The sequence below is a fragment of the Streptomyces sp. UC4497 genome (assembly GCF_054871485.1).
The window spans coordinates 28,062-45,152 of the sequence record NZ_JBTYHB010000008.1; the positions used below are offsets into that span (position 1 = coordinate 28,062).

The 17,091-nt window shown below is 71.7% G+C and carries 11 protein-coding genes; 8 read left to right on the forward strand and 3 right to left on the reverse strand.

Features of this window, described 5'->3' with window-relative positions; all coding sequences use genetic code 11:
* The first annotated feature begins 112 nt into the window (after window positions 1-112).
* Window positions 113-541, forward strand: coding sequence for a ferredoxin (locus ACYSUO_RS13395; RefSeq protein ID WP_461776515.1), 429 nt, complete (start codon window positions 113-115; stop codon window positions 539-541).
* Window positions 542-661: 120 nt separating this feature from the next.
* Entirely contained in the window at window positions 662-1,840 is a 1,179-nt protein-coding gene (locus tag ACYSUO_RS13400) for an acyl-CoA dehydrogenase family protein (protein WP_461776291.1), read from the forward strand.
* Here ACYSUO_RS13400 and ACYSUO_RS13405 read toward each other — a convergent pair.
* Window positions 1,797-2,825: an endonuclease/exonuclease/phosphatase family protein gene (locus ACYSUO_RS13405; RefSeq protein WP_461776292.1), complete on the reverse strand. Its 1,029-nt coding sequence runs from the start codon at window positions 2,823-2,825 to the stop codon at window positions 1,797-1,799. The two genes, ACYSUO_RS13400 and ACYSUO_RS13405, sit on opposite strands and share 44 nt — an antisense overlap.
* A 206-nt stretch (window positions 2,826-3,031) precedes the next feature.
* Between ACYSUO_RS13405 and ACYSUO_RS13410 the strand changes: the two genes are divergently transcribed.
* The 4 genes from ACYSUO_RS13410 to ACYSUO_RS13425 all read left to right on the forward strand — a co-directional run bounded on the left by ACYSUO_RS13410 (window position 3,032) and on the right by ACYSUO_RS13425 (window position 9,695).
* Window positions 3,032-4,798, forward strand: coding sequence for an aminotransferase class I/II-fold pyridoxal phosphate-dependent enzyme (locus tag ACYSUO_RS13410; RefSeq protein ID WP_461776293.1), 1,767 nt, complete (start codon window positions 3,032-3,034; stop codon window positions 4,796-4,798).
* Window positions 4,799-4,866: 68 nt separating this feature from the next.
* Window positions 4,867-5,748 carry an oxygenase MpaB family protein gene (locus ACYSUO_RS13415; protein WP_461776294.1) on the forward strand — a complete coding sequence of 294 codons (882 nt, stop codon included), beginning with the start codon at window positions 4,867-4,869 and terminating at the stop codon, window positions 5,746-5,748.
* A 26-nt stretch (window positions 5,749-5,774) separates the two neighbouring features.
* Window positions 5,775-8,084, forward strand: a complete 2,310-nt coding sequence (locus ACYSUO_RS13420) for a serine/threonine-protein kinase (protein WP_461776295.1) — start codon at window positions 5,775-5,777, stop codon at window positions 8,082-8,084.
* Between the two features lie 51 nt (window positions 8,085-8,135).
* Window positions 8,136-9,695, forward strand: coding sequence for a phytoene desaturase family protein (locus ACYSUO_RS13425; RefSeq protein WP_461776296.1), 1,560 nt, complete (start codon window positions 8,136-8,138; stop codon window positions 9,693-9,695).
* 185 nt (window positions 9,696-9,880) lie between these two features.
* Here the strand turns inward: ACYSUO_RS13425 and ACYSUO_RS13430 are convergent, their stop codons facing one another.
* Entirely contained in the window at window positions 9,881-11,662 is a 1,782-nt protein-coding gene (locus tag ACYSUO_RS13430; RefSeq protein ID WP_461776297.1) for a serine hydrolase domain-containing protein, read from the reverse strand.
* A gap of 177 nt (window positions 11,663-11,839) precedes the next feature.
* Between ACYSUO_RS13430 and ACYSUO_RS13435 the strand changes: the two genes are divergently transcribed.
* Complete coding sequence (locus ACYSUO_RS13435; RefSeq protein WP_461776298.1) at window positions 11,840-12,940, forward strand: nitronate monooxygenase; 1,101 nt, start codon at window positions 11,840-11,842, stop codon at window positions 12,938-12,940.
* A 9-nt stretch (window positions 12,941-12,949) separates the two neighbouring features.
* Window positions 12,950-14,548: an acyl-CoA synthetase gene (locus ACYSUO_RS13440; RefSeq protein WP_461776299.1), complete on the forward strand. Its 1,599-nt coding sequence runs from the start codon at window positions 12,950-12,952 to the stop codon at window positions 14,546-14,548.
* Window positions 14,549-14,584: 36 nt separating this feature from the next.
* Here ACYSUO_RS13440 and ACYSUO_RS13445 read toward each other — a convergent pair whose 3' ends face one another.
* Window positions 14,585-16,996, reverse strand: a complete 2,412-nt coding sequence (locus ACYSUO_RS13445; protein ID WP_461776300.1) for a penicillin acylase family protein — start codon at window positions 16,994-16,996, stop codon at window positions 14,585-14,587.
* Window positions 16,997-17,091: the final 95 nt, after the last annotated feature.

A 17,091-nucleotide genomic window follows, 5' to 3' on the forward strand; every position in this document is an offset into this window, starting at 1 on the left:
GCTACTCGCACCGAAGCCGTACGTCCCCTGGAAAGGAGCCGGGCCGGTGACCTCCCTGGCGAAGTATCCGCATCCATACGCCGAGGCCCCCACGGGCGCCGACCGTGGCCTGATGATCGAACCACCCAAGGACGACCTCGTCCGTTTCCTCGAGGACCGCTTCGCCTGCGCGCAGTCGTGCACGGAGTGCGCGCGCTCCTGCGCCCTGCTGGTCAGCTCCACCGACCTCGGCCCCGCCGCCCCGCATGTGCACGGGCCCGTACGTCCGGTCCCGGACGAGGGCCCCGAACAGGCCGACGCGCCGCTCGGACTGCGGCGCGCACTGCTGCTCAGCGTCGAGGTGTGCGACGCGACCTGCCGACTGCTTTCGGAGGAGGCGCACCAGGACGAGTACGGGATCCGGCTCCAGGTCGAGTGGTGCCGGGCCGTCACCCTGGAGTGCGCGCACGCCTGCGACCGCACGCGCGACGCGGCCGACTGCGCCGAACAGTGCCGGGCCTGCGCGCGGGCCTGCACGGACTTCCTCGCGACCCTCGGCTGACGTTCCATCAGTTCCCGCGGTCCACGGCATTCCCTATTTCTGGAACGCGTTCTACTGTGTGCGCCGTCAGGCTGGCGCAAGCCGGCTCCCGGACCACGCAGTCGAACGCCAGGAGGGGCCGTGCACCTCGAATACACGCCTGAGCAGCAGCAGTTGCGCACCGAGCTGCGCGCGTACTTCGCCGAGCTCGTCCCCGAGAACGCGTACGCGCGCTACGAGGACCCGGCCGCGCAGAAGCGGTTCTACCGGGAGACGGTCCGCAGGCTCGGCGGTGACGGGTGGCTCGGCGTGGGCTGGCCGAAGGAGTACGGCGGCCGTGGCCTGTCCCCGATGGAACAGTTCATCTTCTTCGACGAGGCGGCCCAGGCGGGCGTGCCGCTGCCGCTGATGGCGTTGAACACCGTCGGCCCGACGATCATGCAGTTCGGCACGGACGAGCAGAAGGAGTTCTTCCTTCCGAAGATCCTCTCCGGCGAGCTCGACTTCGCGATCGGCTACAGCGAACCGGACGCGGGCACCGACTTGGCGGCGCTCAAGACCCGTGCGGTCAGGGACGGCGACGACTATGTCGTCAACGGCCAGAAGATCTGGACGACCAACGGGGACACCGCCGACTGGGTCTGGCTCGCCGTCCGCACCGACCCGGACGCGCCCCCGCACAAGGGCATCACCATGCTCCTCGTCCCGACGAGCGACCCCGGCTACTCCTGCACCGTCATCAACACCCTTGCCTCGCACGACACGACGGCCAGCTACTACGAGAACATCCGCGTCCCGGTCTCCCGCCGGGTGGGCGACGAGAACAAGGGCTGGCGGCTGATCACCAACCAGCTCAACCACGAACGCGTCACGCTGGCCGCGCACGGCACCATGGCGATCCGCGCCCTGCACGACGTGCAGCGCTGGGCCATGGAGACGAAGCTCGCCGACGGCCGCCGCGTCATCGACCTCGGATGGGTCAGGAAGCGCCTCGCCCAGACCCACACCAAGCTCGACGCGATGAAGCTCCTCAACTGGCAGATGGTGAACGCCGTTCAGCAGGGCACCCTCCTCCCGCAGGACGCCTCCGCCGTCAAGGTCTACGGCTCCGAGGCCCGCAGGGACGCGTACGCCTGGCTGATGGAGGTGGTGGGCGCGGCGGGCGCGCTCAAGGAGGGCAGCGCGGGCACCGTCCTGCACGGGGAGCTGGAGCGCGGCTACCGGTCGGCGGTCATCTTCACGTTCGGCGGCGGGAACAACGAGATCCAGCGGGAGATCATCTCGTGGATCGGTCTGGGGATGCCGAGGGTGCGGCGCTGACCGGATCCTCCAGGGCGATCCGGGCGAGCACGGGAAGGTGGTCGCTGCCGGTCCCGGGCAGGGTGCGGATGCGGCCGACGTTCGCCGAGCGGGCCATGATCTGGTCGATCCGGGCCACGGGGAACGCGGCGGGATAGCTGAAGGCGAACCCACGGTCCGGCACGTCCAGTTGGGAGGTCAGTGGGGCGAGGCCGCGGTCGTCCACCGTTGCGTTGAAGTCGCCGAGGACGAGGACCGTGTCCGTCTTCTCGGCGGTGACCTCCGCGCCGAGCCTGCGGGCGCTCTCGTCCCGCCACTGCGACGCCAGGCCGCTCGCGCCGATCCGTATCGAGGGCAGGTGGGCGACGTACACGGCGATGTCGCGCTGCGGGGCCTCGACGACCGCGCGCAGGCCGCGGTTCCACGGCTCCTTGATCCCGGCGGGCTTGATGTCCGCGGCCCGGACGCCGGTGAGCGGGTACTTCGACCAGAGCCCGACGGTGCCGACCACCGCGTGGTGCGGATGGCTCGCGGCGAGACCGCGCTCGTACACTCCGCGGGCCTTCGGCAGTAGCTCTTCCAGGGCGATGAGATCGGGGGACGGCCCGGACAGGTCGCGCGCCGTGCCCTGCGGGTCGGTGTTCTCGTCACTGACGTTGTGCTGCACGACGACGAGGTCGTGCCCGTCGGACCGGGGCTCGGGCAGCAATACGCCGCATTGATGGGCCCAGACCGCCGTCGGCAGCAGCAGGGCCAGCAGCGCGAGCGGCGCGCTGCGCAGCAGCCCCAGCCCGAACATGACGACCAGCGGCACCCAGAACCACGGCAGGAACGACTCCACCAGGCTCCCAAGACGCCCCGGCGTGTTCGGAACCTGCCGGTGGAAGAGCAGCACGAGCGCGGTCACGACGGCGAGCGCCGCGAGCACCCGGCCGCGACGCCAGAGCGGGCGTCTGCCGCCCGCACCGCCCGTGGAAGTCGTCGTCCCGCCGGCCCGCTCACTCATGTCGCCCCGCCCGCTCGCCCGTTGTCCCTGCTCAACAGGACGAAGCAGCCCGTGATCGAGTTCCTCGGCGGTCCTGGGTGCGCCGGGCGGCGGGCGCGCCTGAGTATCCGTACTCAGACGCACTGCGCACGGCAGCCCTGCCGTCCGCCGCCTCCCGGCGCGCACGATGTGACCGCCCCCCCCACGCCGTTCGGAACGAGGGAGCCATGAGCCGTCCACTGCAACTGCGCGCCGCCACACCCGAGGACCTGGACTGGATCCACGAGCTCCGACTCCGGGTGTACGCCCAGGAGTTGGGCCAGCACGCCCCGACCCCGGACGGCCGGCTGCGCGACGGACTCGACGGCGACAACGTGTACTTGGTCGCCGCGCGCGGCGACGACCGGGCCGGTTTCGTCAGCCTCACCCCGCCCTGGGCCGGCCGCTACGGCCTCGACAAGTACCTGACCCGCGACGAACTGCCGCTCCTCGCCGACCCCGACGTGTTCGAGGTGCGCATCCTCACCGTCGAGCCCCGCGCACGGACCACCGCGGCGGCGCCCCTGCTGATGTACGCGGCACTGCGCTGGATCGCCGCGCGCGGCGGCCGCCGGATCGTCGCCATGGGCCGCAGCGACCTGCTGGACATGTACCTCGCCACCGGGCTGCGAGCCGTCGGCCGCACCGTGCGCAGCGGCGCCCGGACCTTCGAGGTGCTGACCGGCGACGTACGCGAACTGACCCGCGCCGCCCGCACCCGGCACCACCGCCTGCTCGCACGGCTGCGGGACGCCGCGGACTGGCGGCTCGACACGCCCTTCGACGCCCGCCCCGACGGCTGCGAACACGGCGGCGACTCCTTCACGGCCATCGGCACGGACTTCCGCACCCTGCACCGCAGGCAGCAGATCGTCGCGGCCGACGTGCTGGACGCCTGGTTCCCGCCGGCTCCCGGCGTACGGGCGGCGCTCACCGACGATCCGGGCTGGATCGCCCGCACCTCTCCGCCGGCCGCCGCCGAGGGACTCGTGGCCCGGATCGCCGAGAGCAGGGGCCTGCCCGCCGAGGCGCTCGCGGTCGGTGCGGGCTCCTCCGACCTGATCTTCCGGGCGTTCGGCCAGTGGCTGGCCCCGAGCAGCCGCGTCCTCCTCATGGACCCGGGCTACGGCGAGTACGCCCACGTCACCGAGCAGGTCATCGGCTGCCGCGCCGACCGGTTCCGGCTGCGCCGCGAGGACGGCTGGCGCATCGACACCGACCGGCTCACCGCGGCCGTCGGCTCCGGCCGCTACGACCTCGTCGTGATCGTCAACCCGAACAACCCCACGGGGGTCCATCTCCCGGCCGCCGACCTGCGCCGGGCGATCGCCGCCACGTCCGGGCGCACCCGGTGGTGGATCGACGAGGCCTACCTCGGCTACGTCGACCCCGCCGAATCGCTCGCCCCGCTCGCCGCGACGGACCCGCGCGTCGTCGTCTGCAGCTCCCTGTCCAAGATGTACGCGCTCTCCGGCGTCCGGGCCGCCTACCTGGTTGCCGCCCCCGACACCGCCGCCCGGCTGCGCCGCTGGACACCGCCCTGGCCCGTCGGCCTGCCCGCCCAACTCGCCGCCGTCGCCGCCCTGCGCGAGCCCGCGTACTACACCGACCACTGGCTGCGCACCCACGCCCTGCGCTCGCGACTGGCCGCCGAACTCGCCGAGCTGGGGGAGGGGGTGAGCGTGCAGGACGGCGTGGCGAACTTCCTCAACGTGACCCTGCCGCACGGCGGACCGTCTGCCGCACGGCTCGTCGCCGAGTGCCGCCGCCACGGCGTGTACCTGTGCGACCTGTCACCGCTGTCGACGGCGTACGAGGGCCGGACCGTGCGGATCGCGGTCCGTGACACCGAGGAGAACGCGCGCATCGTGGCCGCCTGCCAGGCCGCCCTGGACGTACTGCTGCCGCTGGTGCCCGCCCCCGTACCCGCGTTCGCCACCGGAACGGTCCACTGACGGGAGGCCGGGACGGTCCGCCGACCGGAAGCGGGTGCGTACGCTGCGCACAGGAGGTGCTGTGCGACATGAGCGAAGCGGACCCCGGGCTCTTCGGCCCCGACTCGGTGACCTGGCAGCTGCACGCCGACCCCATGATGTGGGTCGCGGGCGTGCGCGCCCTGTACTTCCAGGCGCTGCACCCACGCGCCGTGCGCGGCGTCATGCAGAACTCCGACTTCCGGCGCGACGCATGGGGCCGGCTGATGCGGACCGCGGGCTTCGTCGGCACGACGACGTACGGGACGAGCGAGGCCGCAGAGAAGGCCGGTGCGCGCGTGCGGCGGATCCACAGCCACCTGGGGGCGACCGACCCGGACACGGGGGAGCGCTACGGCGTCGACGAACCCGGGTTGCTGCTGTGGGTGCACTGTGCCGAGATCGACTCCTATCTGCACGTCGCGCGCCGCTCCGGTTTCCGCCTCACCGAGGCGCAGGCCGACCGGTACATTGCCGAGCACCGCACCAGCGCCCGGCTCGTCGGCCTCGACCCGGCGAAGGTTCCGGGCAGCCAGGCGGAGTTGGCGGCGTACTTCGAGTCCGTACGTCCCGAGCTGGCCGCCGGGCCCGAGGCGCGCGACGTCGACGACTTCCTGCAGCGGCCGCCCACCCGCCTGCTGCTGATCCCCGCGCGCGAAGTTCTGTGGCGGCGCGTGGCCAACCTCGCGTACGCCTCCCTGCCGCCGTACGCCCATGAGTTGTACGGCAGACAGGCCCCTGAACCGCGCGCCGTCACGCGCCGGCTGCGCGCCACGGGCACCGCGCTGCGCCTGATTCCCGCCCGTGTGCGCTGGCAACTGCCGCCCAAACACATCCTGCGGGCCATGGGGAGACTCGGTGTGGACGCCCGTCCTGCCCCGTACAAAGTCGACAGAGGGGAAGCCATACTGGACGGGCCGGGGAGGGCGTAGCGACGCGACGGGGGCGACGGCGGGAGATGCCAGGGGTGGGGGAGACGCGGGATGTCAGGCTGATCCACGGGCGGTATCAGCTGCTCGACCTGATCGGCCGGGGCGGTATGGGCGAGGTCTGGCGGGCGCGCGACGAGGCGCTCGGCCGGCACGTCGCGGTGAAGTGCCTCAAGCCGCTCGGGCCCGAGCGCGACCAGAGCTTCACCCGCATCCTGCGGGAGCGCTTCCGCAGGGAGGCGCGGGTCGCCGCCGCGCTCCAGCACCGGGGCATCACGGTCGTGCACGACTTCGGCGAGTACGAGGGCATTCTCTATCTCGTCATGGAGCTGCTCGACGGGAAGAACCTCAGCCAGCTCCTCGACGACAATCGGCACCACCCGCTGCCCGTGGGCGACATCGTCGACATGGCCGAGCAGGTGGCCGCCGCCCTCGCCTACACCCATGAACAGGGCGTCGTGCACCGCGATCTGAAGCCCGCGAACATCATGCGGCTCGGCGACGGCACCGCCAAGATCTGCGACTTCGGCATCGCCCGGCTCGGCCACGACATCGGGTTCACCGCACGCCTCACCGGCACCGGCATCGCCATGGGGACCCCGCACTACATGTCGCCCGAGCAGATCGGCGGCGACCAGGTCGACGAGCGCAGCGACCTGTACTCGCTGGGATGCGTGCTCTACGAAATCGCCACGGGCGCCCCGCCGTTCGACCTCGAGGACGCGTGGTCCGTGCTCGTCGGGCACCGCGACACCGCGCCCGAGGCGCCGCGCGGGCACCGGCCCGAGCTGCCCGACTATCTCGACCGGATCATCCTGGACCTGCTCGCGAAGGACCCCGAGGAACGGCCGCGTGACGCGCGGGAGTTGGAGCGCCGGATCACGCAAGGCGCGCGGCCCGGGCCCGGTACGTACGTGCCGACGGTGCGGGCGCCGCAGATCGAGCCGCGCCCGGACGCTCCCGTGCGCGAACAGCCGGAACTGCCGCAGCAGCCCGTACGGGAGCAGCCCGCGTCGCGCGAGCCCCGGCTGCCCTCCTGGACCCGCGGCATGACCACAGGACACAAGGCCGCCGGGGGCACCGGCCCGCGCGTCACACCCCCGGACACCGCGGCCGGGCTCTCCGGTGAGTGGATCCCACGCGACACAGACCACACCCCCGCGCTGCCGGAGGCGGCCAGGCGCACCGCCCCTGACCCGGAACTGCTCGCCACTCTCGTCTCCCGGCACAACGCGGGGCTCAGCCTCGGCCGGCTCGAGCGCTGGGCCGAGGCGGGCGAGGTGCACCGCTCGGTCGCCGCCGAGCGGGAGCACGCCCTCGGCCCCGACCACCCCGACACCCTCGCCAGCCGCTACGAGGTCGCCTTCACCCTCAGCCGCACCGGGCGGGCCGCCGACGCGCTGCGCGAGTACCGCGGCGTCGTCGAGGGGCGCGAGCGGGTGCTGGGCCCGGAGCATCCCGACACACTCGGGGCGCGGCAGGAAGTCGCCTACGTCCTGGGGAAGTTGGGTCGGCACTTCGAGGCGCACCAGGTGTACAGCACCGTCCTCGCCGCCCGTGAGCGGGCCATGGGGCCCGAGCACCCGGACACGCTGCGCTGCCGCCACAACCTCGCCTTCAACCTCAGCAGGCTCGGCCGCCTGGAGGACTCGTACCGGATGGCGGAGGAGGTGGCCGATGCGCGCGGACGTGTGCTCGGCGCCGACCACCCCGACACGCTCGTCACACGCTGCGAAGTTGGCTACGCACTGGGCCAGTTGGGGCGGTGGAGCGAGGCCCTCGCGACGTATCAGGAGGTCGCCCGGGCCAGGGCGCGGGCCCTCGGCGGCGACCACCCGGACACCCTCTCCGTCCGCTACGAGGTGGGCATCAGCCTCGGCCGCCTCGGCCGCAGCGCCGAGGCCCTGACGCTCTACCGCGACCTGATCGACGACCGTACGCGGGTCAGCGGGCCGCAGCACCCCGAGACGCTGCGCGCCCGGCACGGGCTCGGGGTGAACCTCGGGCGGCTGGCCCGCTGGGAGGAGGCCCTGTCGGAGGCCCGCGACGTGTGCGCGATCCGCGGGCGGGTGCTCGGCCCCGACCATCCGGACACGCTCGTCAGCCGCCGCGAGGTCGCCGTCGGTCTGGGCTGGCTCGGACGCTGGCAGGACGCACTCGGCGAGTACCGCGCGGTGTCCACCGCCCGCGAGCGCGTCCTCGGCGAGGCCCACGCCAGCACCCTCGCCAGCCGCAACGACGAGGCGCACTGCCTGGAGCAGCTCGGCCGCACGGCGGACGCCGTCGCCCTCTACCGAAGAGTGGCGGCGCTGCGCCAACAGGGCGCACCACGCGCGTGACCGTGGGCCCGCCCTCTGGTCCGCCGTGCGCGGCCCGTGTTACCAAGGGCCATGCCCGCACATGATCTCCGCGCCCGCTACGACACGGTCATCGTCGGCGGCGGCCACAACGGCCTGGTGGCCGCCGCCTATCTGGCCCGCGCAGGACAGTCCGTCGCCGTCGTCGAACGCCTCGGCACCACCGGCGGGGCCGCCGTCTCCACCCGCCCGTTCCCCGGCGTCGACGCCCGCCTCTCCCGCTACTCGTACCTCGTCAGCCTGCTGCCCAAGAAGATCGTGGCCGACCTGGGGCTGCGCTTCGCGACCGCGACCCGCGACGTCTCCTCGTACACCCCGACCGTCCGCGACGGGCGGCCGACGGGGCTGCTCGTCGGTGGCGGGGAGGCGCGCACCCGCGCCGCGTTCCGCGAACTCACGGGTGGTGAGCGGGAGTACGAGGCGTGGACCCGCTTCTACGAGACGACTCGGCGCGTCGCCGAACGGGTCTTCCCGACGCTCACCGAGCCGCTCCCTTCGAGGGACGCCCTGCGTGAGCGCGTCGGTGACGAGGATGCCTGGCGGCTGCTGTTCGAGGACCCCATCGGCGTCGGCATCGAGGAGCACTTCACGGACGACCTGGTGCGCGGCGTCGTCCTCACCGACGCCCTGATCGGCACCTTCGCCGACGCCCACGACACCTCCCTCGCCCAGAACCGCTGCTTCCTCTACCACGTGATCGGCAACGGCACGGGCGACTGGGACGTCCCCGTCGGCGGCATGGGCGCGCTCACGGACGCGCTCGCCGCCGCGGCCCGCTTGGCGGGTGCGCACCTGGTCACCGGGCACGAGGTGACCCGGATCGAGACGGACGGCACCGAGGCCGAGGTCACGTACAGGACGGCCGACTCCGAGGGCACCGTCGCCGCCCGCAACGTCCTCGTGAACGCCTCACCGCAGGACCTCGCGCGGCTCACCGGCGACACCCCGCCGGCCCCCGCGGAGGGCGCCCAGCTCAAGGTCAACATGCTGCTGAAGCGACTGCCGCGCCTCAAGGACACCTCCGTCGACCCGCGCGAGGCGTTCGCCGGAACCTTCCATGTCGCCGAGGGATACGGCCAGTTGGCCACGGCGCACGCCGAGGCCGCCGCGGGCACCCTGCCCGGCGCACCGCCCTCCGAGATCTACTGCCACTCGCTGACCGACCCGACGATCCTCGCCCCGGACCTCGTCGAACGCGGCTACCAGACGCTCACCCTGTTCGGCCTGCACACCCCGGCCCGGCTCTTCACCGCCGACAACGACACGGCCCGCGCGGACCTCCTGAAGGCCACGCTCGCCCAGCTCGACGCCCACCTCGCCGAACCGATCGAGGACTGCCTCGCCGAGGACGCGGACGGCCGGCCGTGCATCGAGGCGAAGACCCCGCTCGACCTGGAGAGGGACCTGCGGCTGCCCGGCGGCAACATCTTCCACCGGGAGCTCTCGTTCCCGTACGCCTCGGAAAGCACCGGCCGTTGGGGTGTGGAGACCGGTCACGCGAACGTCCTGCTGTGCGGGGCGGGCGCCGTGCGCGGCGGCGGGGTCAGCGGGATTCCGGGGCACAACGCCGCGATGGCGGTGCTCGGCCACTGACCCCGGCCGCACGCGCGTAGACGTTAGGGTCTGTCGTTTGGATCGGGCCGGATCAGGGAGCGGGGTCCGGTGCGTGCGATCGCAAGGCGGAGGAGGGAGTCGACGCGGAGCGTCGTCGACCGACGACAACGCCGCGAGCGTGCGTGCCGGGCCCCGCGAGCCCGGCCTGATCCAAACGGCAGGCCCTAGTCCCGGGACGCCGTCCATCCCTTCGCCTCGATGCGGGACGCGTCCGCCGGGCGTGCGTCGTCGAACGCCACCTCGTCCCCGTCGAGGACGCGGATGCCGTCGACGTAGGCGCCCCGGCCGACGTACAGCTGGTCCGTCGCGTAGCGCCAGCGGAGCCGGAGCCGCGCCGTGGCGAAGGGGCCCAGGTCGGCGGTGAGGCGGTGCCAGGTGCGGTCGGCGTAGCCGTCGACCGCACCGGACGGGTGGGCGTCGGAGCGGCCGGTGGTGAACGGCAGCGGCTTCCAGTTCTTGCCGCCGTCCGTCGACGTCTCCAGGAACAGGAAGTCGGAGTGCGGCTCCGTGTCCCACCACAGGTCGCAGGCGAGGCGCGCCCCGTCCGAGGCGAGACGCAGATCCGGCAGTGTCAGCGTCGCCGACGTGGCGCTCGCCATGCCGGAGTACCAGGCGGTGCGGCCGTGCTTGGGGCGGACGGCGACCGCGCGCGCCATGTTGTTGCCCGCGGCGACCCGGGGAGCGGAACCGGATCGCCAACTGCGCACGGGGTGTACCGAGTTGCCGAGCACGATGAGGAAGGAGTCGGTCGTCGGGTCGAGCACGAGCGAGGTACCGGTGAACCCGGTGTGGCCCGCCGTGCGCGGCGTCGCCATCGCGCCCATGTACCAGTGCTGGTAGAGCTCGAAGCCGAGGCCGTGCTCGTCGCCGGGGAAGTCCGTGTTGAAGTTGGTGAACATCAGGTCCACGGACTTCTGGGACAGGATCCTTGCCTTGCCGTAGATCCCGCCGTTGAGCAGCGCCCGGCCGAGCACCGCCATGTCCCAGGCGCAGGAGAAGACGCCCGCGTGGCCCGCGACGCCGCCGAACGCGTACGCGTTCTCGTCGTGCACCTCACCCCACACCAGGCCCCGGTCCAGGCCCGACCAGGGCGCGCGGGCGTCCTCGGTGGCCGCGACCTTGGGCTTCCAGGAGGCGGGCGGGTTGTAGCGGGTGCGGGTCATGCCGAGCGGCCCCGTGATCCGCTCGGGGAGCAGCACGTCCAAGGGCTTGCCGGCGAGCTTCTCGATGACGAGCTGGAGCGTGATGAGGTTGAGGTCCGAGTACAGGTAGGTGGTGCCCGCCGGGTTGAGCAGCGCCTCCTTCCACAGGAGGGCGAGCTGCGCGTCGTGCTCGGACTCCTTGTAGAAGGCCAGGAAGGGCCTGAACCCGGAGGTGTGGGTGAGGAGCTGGCGGATCGTGACGTCCTGCTTGCCGCCGCCGGTGAACTCGGGCAGGTACGTGACGACCTTCGCCTCGAGTTCGAGCGCGCCGCGCTCCATCTCCTGCACCGCGAGGATGGAGGTGAACAGCTTGGAGATCGAGGCGAGGTCGAAGACCGTGTCGTCGGCCATGTCGATCTGCTGGTCCGCCGGGAACTCGATCCCCGTGTCCGTCTTGTCGTCGTAGTGGGAGTAGCGCACCGCCTTGCCGATCGGCTGGTGCAGCGCTACCGTGCCGCCGCGCCCCGCGAGCAGCACCGCGCCCGCGTACCAGGGGTGCTTGGGCGAGGGGCCGAGGAACTTCTCGGCGTCCACGACCAGTTGCCGCAGATGGCCGGCGAGCAGCCCCGCGCGCTCGGGGGAGCCGCGGCGCAGGGTGGGGCGCGACGGCGCGTCGGCGGCCGCCACGGCGGGGCCCGCCGGGAACGGGGCGAGGGCGATCGCGCCGCCCAACGCCAGCGTGGCCGCGCCCAGGTGGCGCCTGGTCAGGCCGGCCGACGATCTGTCTGCTTCCGCTGAGCCCATGGAAGGCCTCCTGAAAGTATCTTTCGTGATCTCGTGCGACGGATGAAACTTCTCTGTCAGCGCTGCCTCGTGTCAACACCCGTGCGCCACCTGCGCGTCATGACCGGCCGGTGAAGAATCTGACGCCGCATCAGAAAACCTCTTCCGTCGTCCGCCGCGCTGCGGCATCCTGCGCGCATGCAGACGGAGCTGAGCAAGAAACTGGGGATCGAGCACGCCGTCTTCGGCTTCACGCCGTTCCCTGCGGTGGCCGCGGCCATCAGCAGGGCCGGAGGCTTCGGCGTGCTCGGTGCGGTCCGCTACGCGGCACCCGACGAACTCAAACGCGATCTCGACTGGCTGGACGAGCATGTGGAGGGCCGGCCCTACGGGCTCGACGTCGTCATGCCCGCGAAGAAGGTCGAGGGCGTCACCGAGGCCGACATCGAGGCGATGATCCCGCCGGAGCACCGGCAGTTCGTCCAGGAGACCCTCGCCAAGTACGGCGTCCCGGAACTCGCCGAGGGCGAGGCGTCCGGCTGGCGCATCACCGGCTGGATGGAGAAGGTCGCCCGCAGCCAACTCGACGTCGCCTTCGACTACCCGATCAAACTCCTCGCCAACGCGCTCGGATCGCCGCCCGCAGACGTCATCGCCCGCGCGCACGAGCACGACATCCTCGTCGCCGCGCTCGCCGGCAGCGCCCGGCACGCCCGAAAGCACGCCGAGGCGGGCATCGACGTCGTCGTCGCGCAGGGCTACGAGGCCGGAGGACACACCGGCGAGATCGCCTCCATGGTGCTCACCCCAGAGGCCGTGGAGGCCGTCGACCCGCTGCCGGTCCTGGCCGCGGGCGGCATCGGCAGCGGGCAGCAGGTCGCGGCCGCGCTCGCGCTCGGCGCGCAGGGGGTGTGGCTGGGCTCCGTGTGGCTGACGACGACGGAGGCCGACATGCACTCGCCCGCCGTCACCCGCAAGCTGCTCGCCGCGGGCTCCGGCGACACAGTGCGCTCGCGCGCGCTGACCGGGAAGCCCGCGCGCCAGCTGCGCACCGAGTGGACGGACGCGTGGGACGACCCGGCGGGCCCCGGCACCCTGCCGATGCCCCTCCAGGGCCTGCTCGTCGCCGAGGCCGTGTCCCGGATCCAGAAGTACGAGGTGGAGCCCCTGCTCGGCACGCCCGTGGGGCAGATCGTGGGGCGGATGAACGAGGAGCGCAGTGTCCAGGCGGTCTTCGACGACCTGACGCGCGGCTTCGAGAAGGCGATCGACCGCATCAACAAGATCGCAGGACGGTGAGTGACCAGCATGAGCGCATCCCCCAACGGCAACACCTCCGCCAACGGCGCACCTTCCAAAAGCACTCCGGCCAATGGCTTTTGGGCGCAGGCCGCCGCCGATCCCGACCGTACGATCCTGATCGCCCCTGACGGTGAACCGTGGACGGCGGGGCGCCTGCACGCCGCGTCCAACAAGATGGTCCACGGTCTGCGCGCGGCAGGCCTTCAGCGGGGCGACGCATTCGCCGTCGTACTCCCCAACAGTGTCGAGTTCTTCACCGCCTACCTCGCCGCCTCACAGGCCGGCTTCTATCTCGTGCCGGTCAACCACCACCTCGTGGGGCCGGAGATCGCCTGGATCGTCTCCGACTCGGGCGCCAAGGTGCTGATCGCGCACGAGCGGTTCGCCGACGCGGCGAGGTCCGCAGCCGACGAGGCGGGCCTGCCCGACAGCCATCGGTACGCGGTCGGTGACGTCGCGAGCTTCCGCCCGTACGCCGAACTCCTGGACGGACAGAGCGAGTCGGCGCCCGAGGAGCGCACGCTCGGCTGGGTCATGAACTACACGTCCGGGACCACCGGTCGCCCCCGGGGCATCCGCCGTCCGCTGTCCGGAAAGCTGCCGGAGGAGTCGTACCTCGGCGGGTTCCTCGGCATCTTCGGCGTCAAGCCGTACGACGACAACGTGCACCTGGTCTGCTCGCCGCTCTACCACACGGCGGTCCTCCAGTTCGCGGGAGCGTCCCTGCACATCGGGCACAAGCTCGTCCTGATGGACAAGTGGACGCCCGAGGAGATGCTCCGCCTCATCGACACCCACAAGTGCACGCACACGCACATGGTGCCGACCCAGTTCCACCGCCTGCTCGCGCTCCCGCAGGAGGTCAGGGACCGCTACGACGTCACGTCCATGCGGCACGCGATCCACGGCGCCGCGCCCTGCCCCGACCACGTCAAACGCGCCATGATCGACTGGTGGGGGACGTGCGTCGAGGAGTACTACGCGGCCAGCGAGGGTGGCGGCGCGTTCGCGACGGCCGAGGACTGGCTGAAGAAGCCGGGCACCGTCGGAAAGCCCTGGCCCATCAGCGAGTTGGCGATCTACGACGACGATGGCAACAAGCTGCCGGCCGGTGAACTCGGCACCGTCTACCTCAAGATGAACACCGGCGGATTCTCGTACCACAAGGACGAGGGCAAGACGAAGAAGAACCGCATCGGCGACTTCTTCACCGTCGGTGACCTCGGGGTGATCGACGAGGACGGCTATCTCTTCCTGCGCGACCGCAAGATCGACATGATCATCTCGGGCGGCGTCAACATCTACCCCGCGGAGATCGAATCCGCGCTGCTCACCCATCCCGCCGTCGCCGACGCCGCCGCGTTCGGCATCCCGCACGACGACTGGGGCGAGGAGGTCAAGGCGGTCGTCGAGGTCGCGGAGGGCCGAACAGCCGGTGACGCGCTCGCGGCCGAGATCCTCGCCCACTGCGAGACCCAACTCGCGGGCTACAAGAGGCCCAAGAGCGTCGACTTCATCGAGACGATGCCCCGCGACCCCAACGGCAAGCTCTACAAGCGCCGCCTGCGAGACCCGTACTGGGAGGGGCGGACCAGGGTGGTGTGAAACCAGTGTGAGACCACCCCGGTCCTGGAGGGCCCGTCAGTCGCGCACCCGCACCACCTTCAGTGCGGGCGACCTGAGGATGTCCTTCTCGCAGAAGCGCTCCGTGACCCACTTCTTCTTTGAGAAGAGGTGGGTCTGGTCGCTGTAGTGAGGCGAGTTCGGGTTCGACGACTGGGAGTACGTGAGGAGGGTGCGTGCCACCGGGCAGCGCCCGCCGTCCCAGCCGACCGCCTGGATGTAGCTCGACCCGGTCGTGACGTCGGTGTAGCCGCCGCCCGCGGCGTTCCACACCGGTTCGACCTTGTTCCACACGCCGAGCGACTCCGTGCCTCCGTGCACCGGGATGCGCTCGCCGCCGCGCGTCACGAACTGGTGATCCCCGAGCTCGGCGTCCAACGGAATGTTCGCGGCCTTGAGTTCGGCCACCGCGTCGGCGAGCGCCGTGGCGAAACCGGGCGCCTGAGTGTTCAGTGTGTTCGGTGTACGCACCGGATCCGCCGCCGAGAACGGCACCTTCCACAGTTGGGCCGCGGGCACCGCCGCCGTCAGCTTCCGCCAGAACCGGTCGAAGAGCAGGGCGCCCCGGCTGTCGGTGTTCATGGTGCGATCCCACGCGCCGATCACGTCACAGGCCCGCGAGACGTCAACCGGCTTGCCGTCGCTGCCCGTTGCCGAGCCGCCCGGCAGCGCGGCGCACGCCTTCGCGGTGTCGGCGGCCGTCAGATCGGCGGCGGGTACCCGGTCGGCGAACTGCTGCCGCTGCAGATCCGCGACCTTCAGCCCGCCCTTGTCCGCCATCCCTGCAACGTCCTCGACGGCGCCGCGCGTGCGCATCGACCGCTGCGTGCCGATGTTCCCGAAGACCCGCTCGTAGCCGGTGATCGGGTGGTCCGCATTGGCGAGCCAGGCGCTGTCGTTGGAGTTCTCCGCGTACGGGGCGTCCTTGAGCACCGGCATCTTCGACGGGCCGAAGATGCCCGGCTGCACGGCGTCCTTGTCCCTGCCCAGCCCACAGTCACTCTTCGAGCCATCGAGGACGGCGACACCCGAGGCCGGATACGTCACCTTGCCGAGCGCCGTCGAACAGCGCTCCGCCAGCTCGTCGGTGATCCGCGGCAGCACCTGCGACTGCGTGAACAGCGAGTGGCCCGAGGAGTCCGCGGCGATCGTGTTCACCCACGGCAGACCCTGTGAGCGGCGCAGCGACGCGAGGATGTCGGCGGTCGAGCGGGCCTTGCTGAAGCCGAGCGCCGTGTCGGAGGCGCGCAGGTTGACCGCGTTGGGGTCGTTCAGGGCGTAGGCCGTCGTCGCGGTCCAGGGGAGTGGGAGCTGGGCGCCGAGGTTCGTGACGACGGGGCCGTAGCGGGTCCACCACTGGGTGCGGGTCACGTCGCCGCCGCCCTTGACGGGCACGCTCACGGTCCGCTTCGTCATCCTCTCCTTCTTGCCGTCGACCACGTACGTCGTCGGGTCGGACGGGTCGAGGGTGAGCTGGTGGAGGTTGAGCGTGACGCCCGTGGCGACCGTGTGGCTCCACGCTGTGTTCGCGTTGTGCCCGATGGAGATCCCGGTGGTGCCGAGCAACGAGCCGCCCATGACGTTGAGTTCGCCCGGGATCGTCTGTTGCGACTGCCAGAAGCGGCGGCCGCCCTGCCATGGGTAGTGCGGGTTGCCGAGCAGCAGGCCCCGCTTGTTCGCCGTCGCCGCGCCGCTGAACGCCACCGCGTTCGAGCCCATGTCGGAGTCGTCCTGCGCGAACAACTCGCGGGCGGCGCGGGCGGTATCGGCCTTGTCCGGCCCAGTCTGCGCGGCACCCGCGGTCGGCGGCTGCGCGGCCGTGATGCCCTCGATCCCGCGGCCCTGCCCGCCGAGCACCGCGATCGCGAAGCCGCGCGTCGCCACGTCGAGCGAGGTCACCGGCTTCACCCAGTCCGCGCCCTTGCACGCCGGGTCGGTGATCCGGTTCTGCTTCAGCCACGCGTTGTACCCGGCGGCCCAGCCGCGCATCGCGTCCTTCACATCGCGGCTCGGGCCCGCGGGCGCGGGGACGTCGAGCAACTTCTCCACGGTGTGCGCCTCGCGAACACCCCTGAAGTACAGGTCACTTGAGAGGTTCTTGGTCGCCGACGACAGCGAGCCGTCGGGCGCCGCGTCGGGCCCGAAGACGCGCGAACGCTCGCCGCGCAGCGTCACGAACCCGTCGGCGAGCGTGCACACCTGGTCGGCGGCCTGCGCCCACCCCGTGCCGAAACCGAGGTTCGCGTAGTCCTTGGCGACGATGTGCGGGATCCCGTACTCGGTGTAGCGGATGGTGGCGGACAGGCCGCCGCCGTGCGGATGTGTGTCACGGTCGGCCGCGGCGGACGACACCGAGGCGGTGCCGCTGAGCGCGGTCAACAGGGCGACCCCGAGGGCCGCGAGGCGTCTGTGTCCCGGACGTGTGCGCATCGTGCTCCCAACTGCAGTGCGGGCTGAGGTGGTTGAGCTGCGTGAGGGCGCTGAGCGTACCAACGGGTATGTCCGGTGCGGAGAGGTCGGCGGGA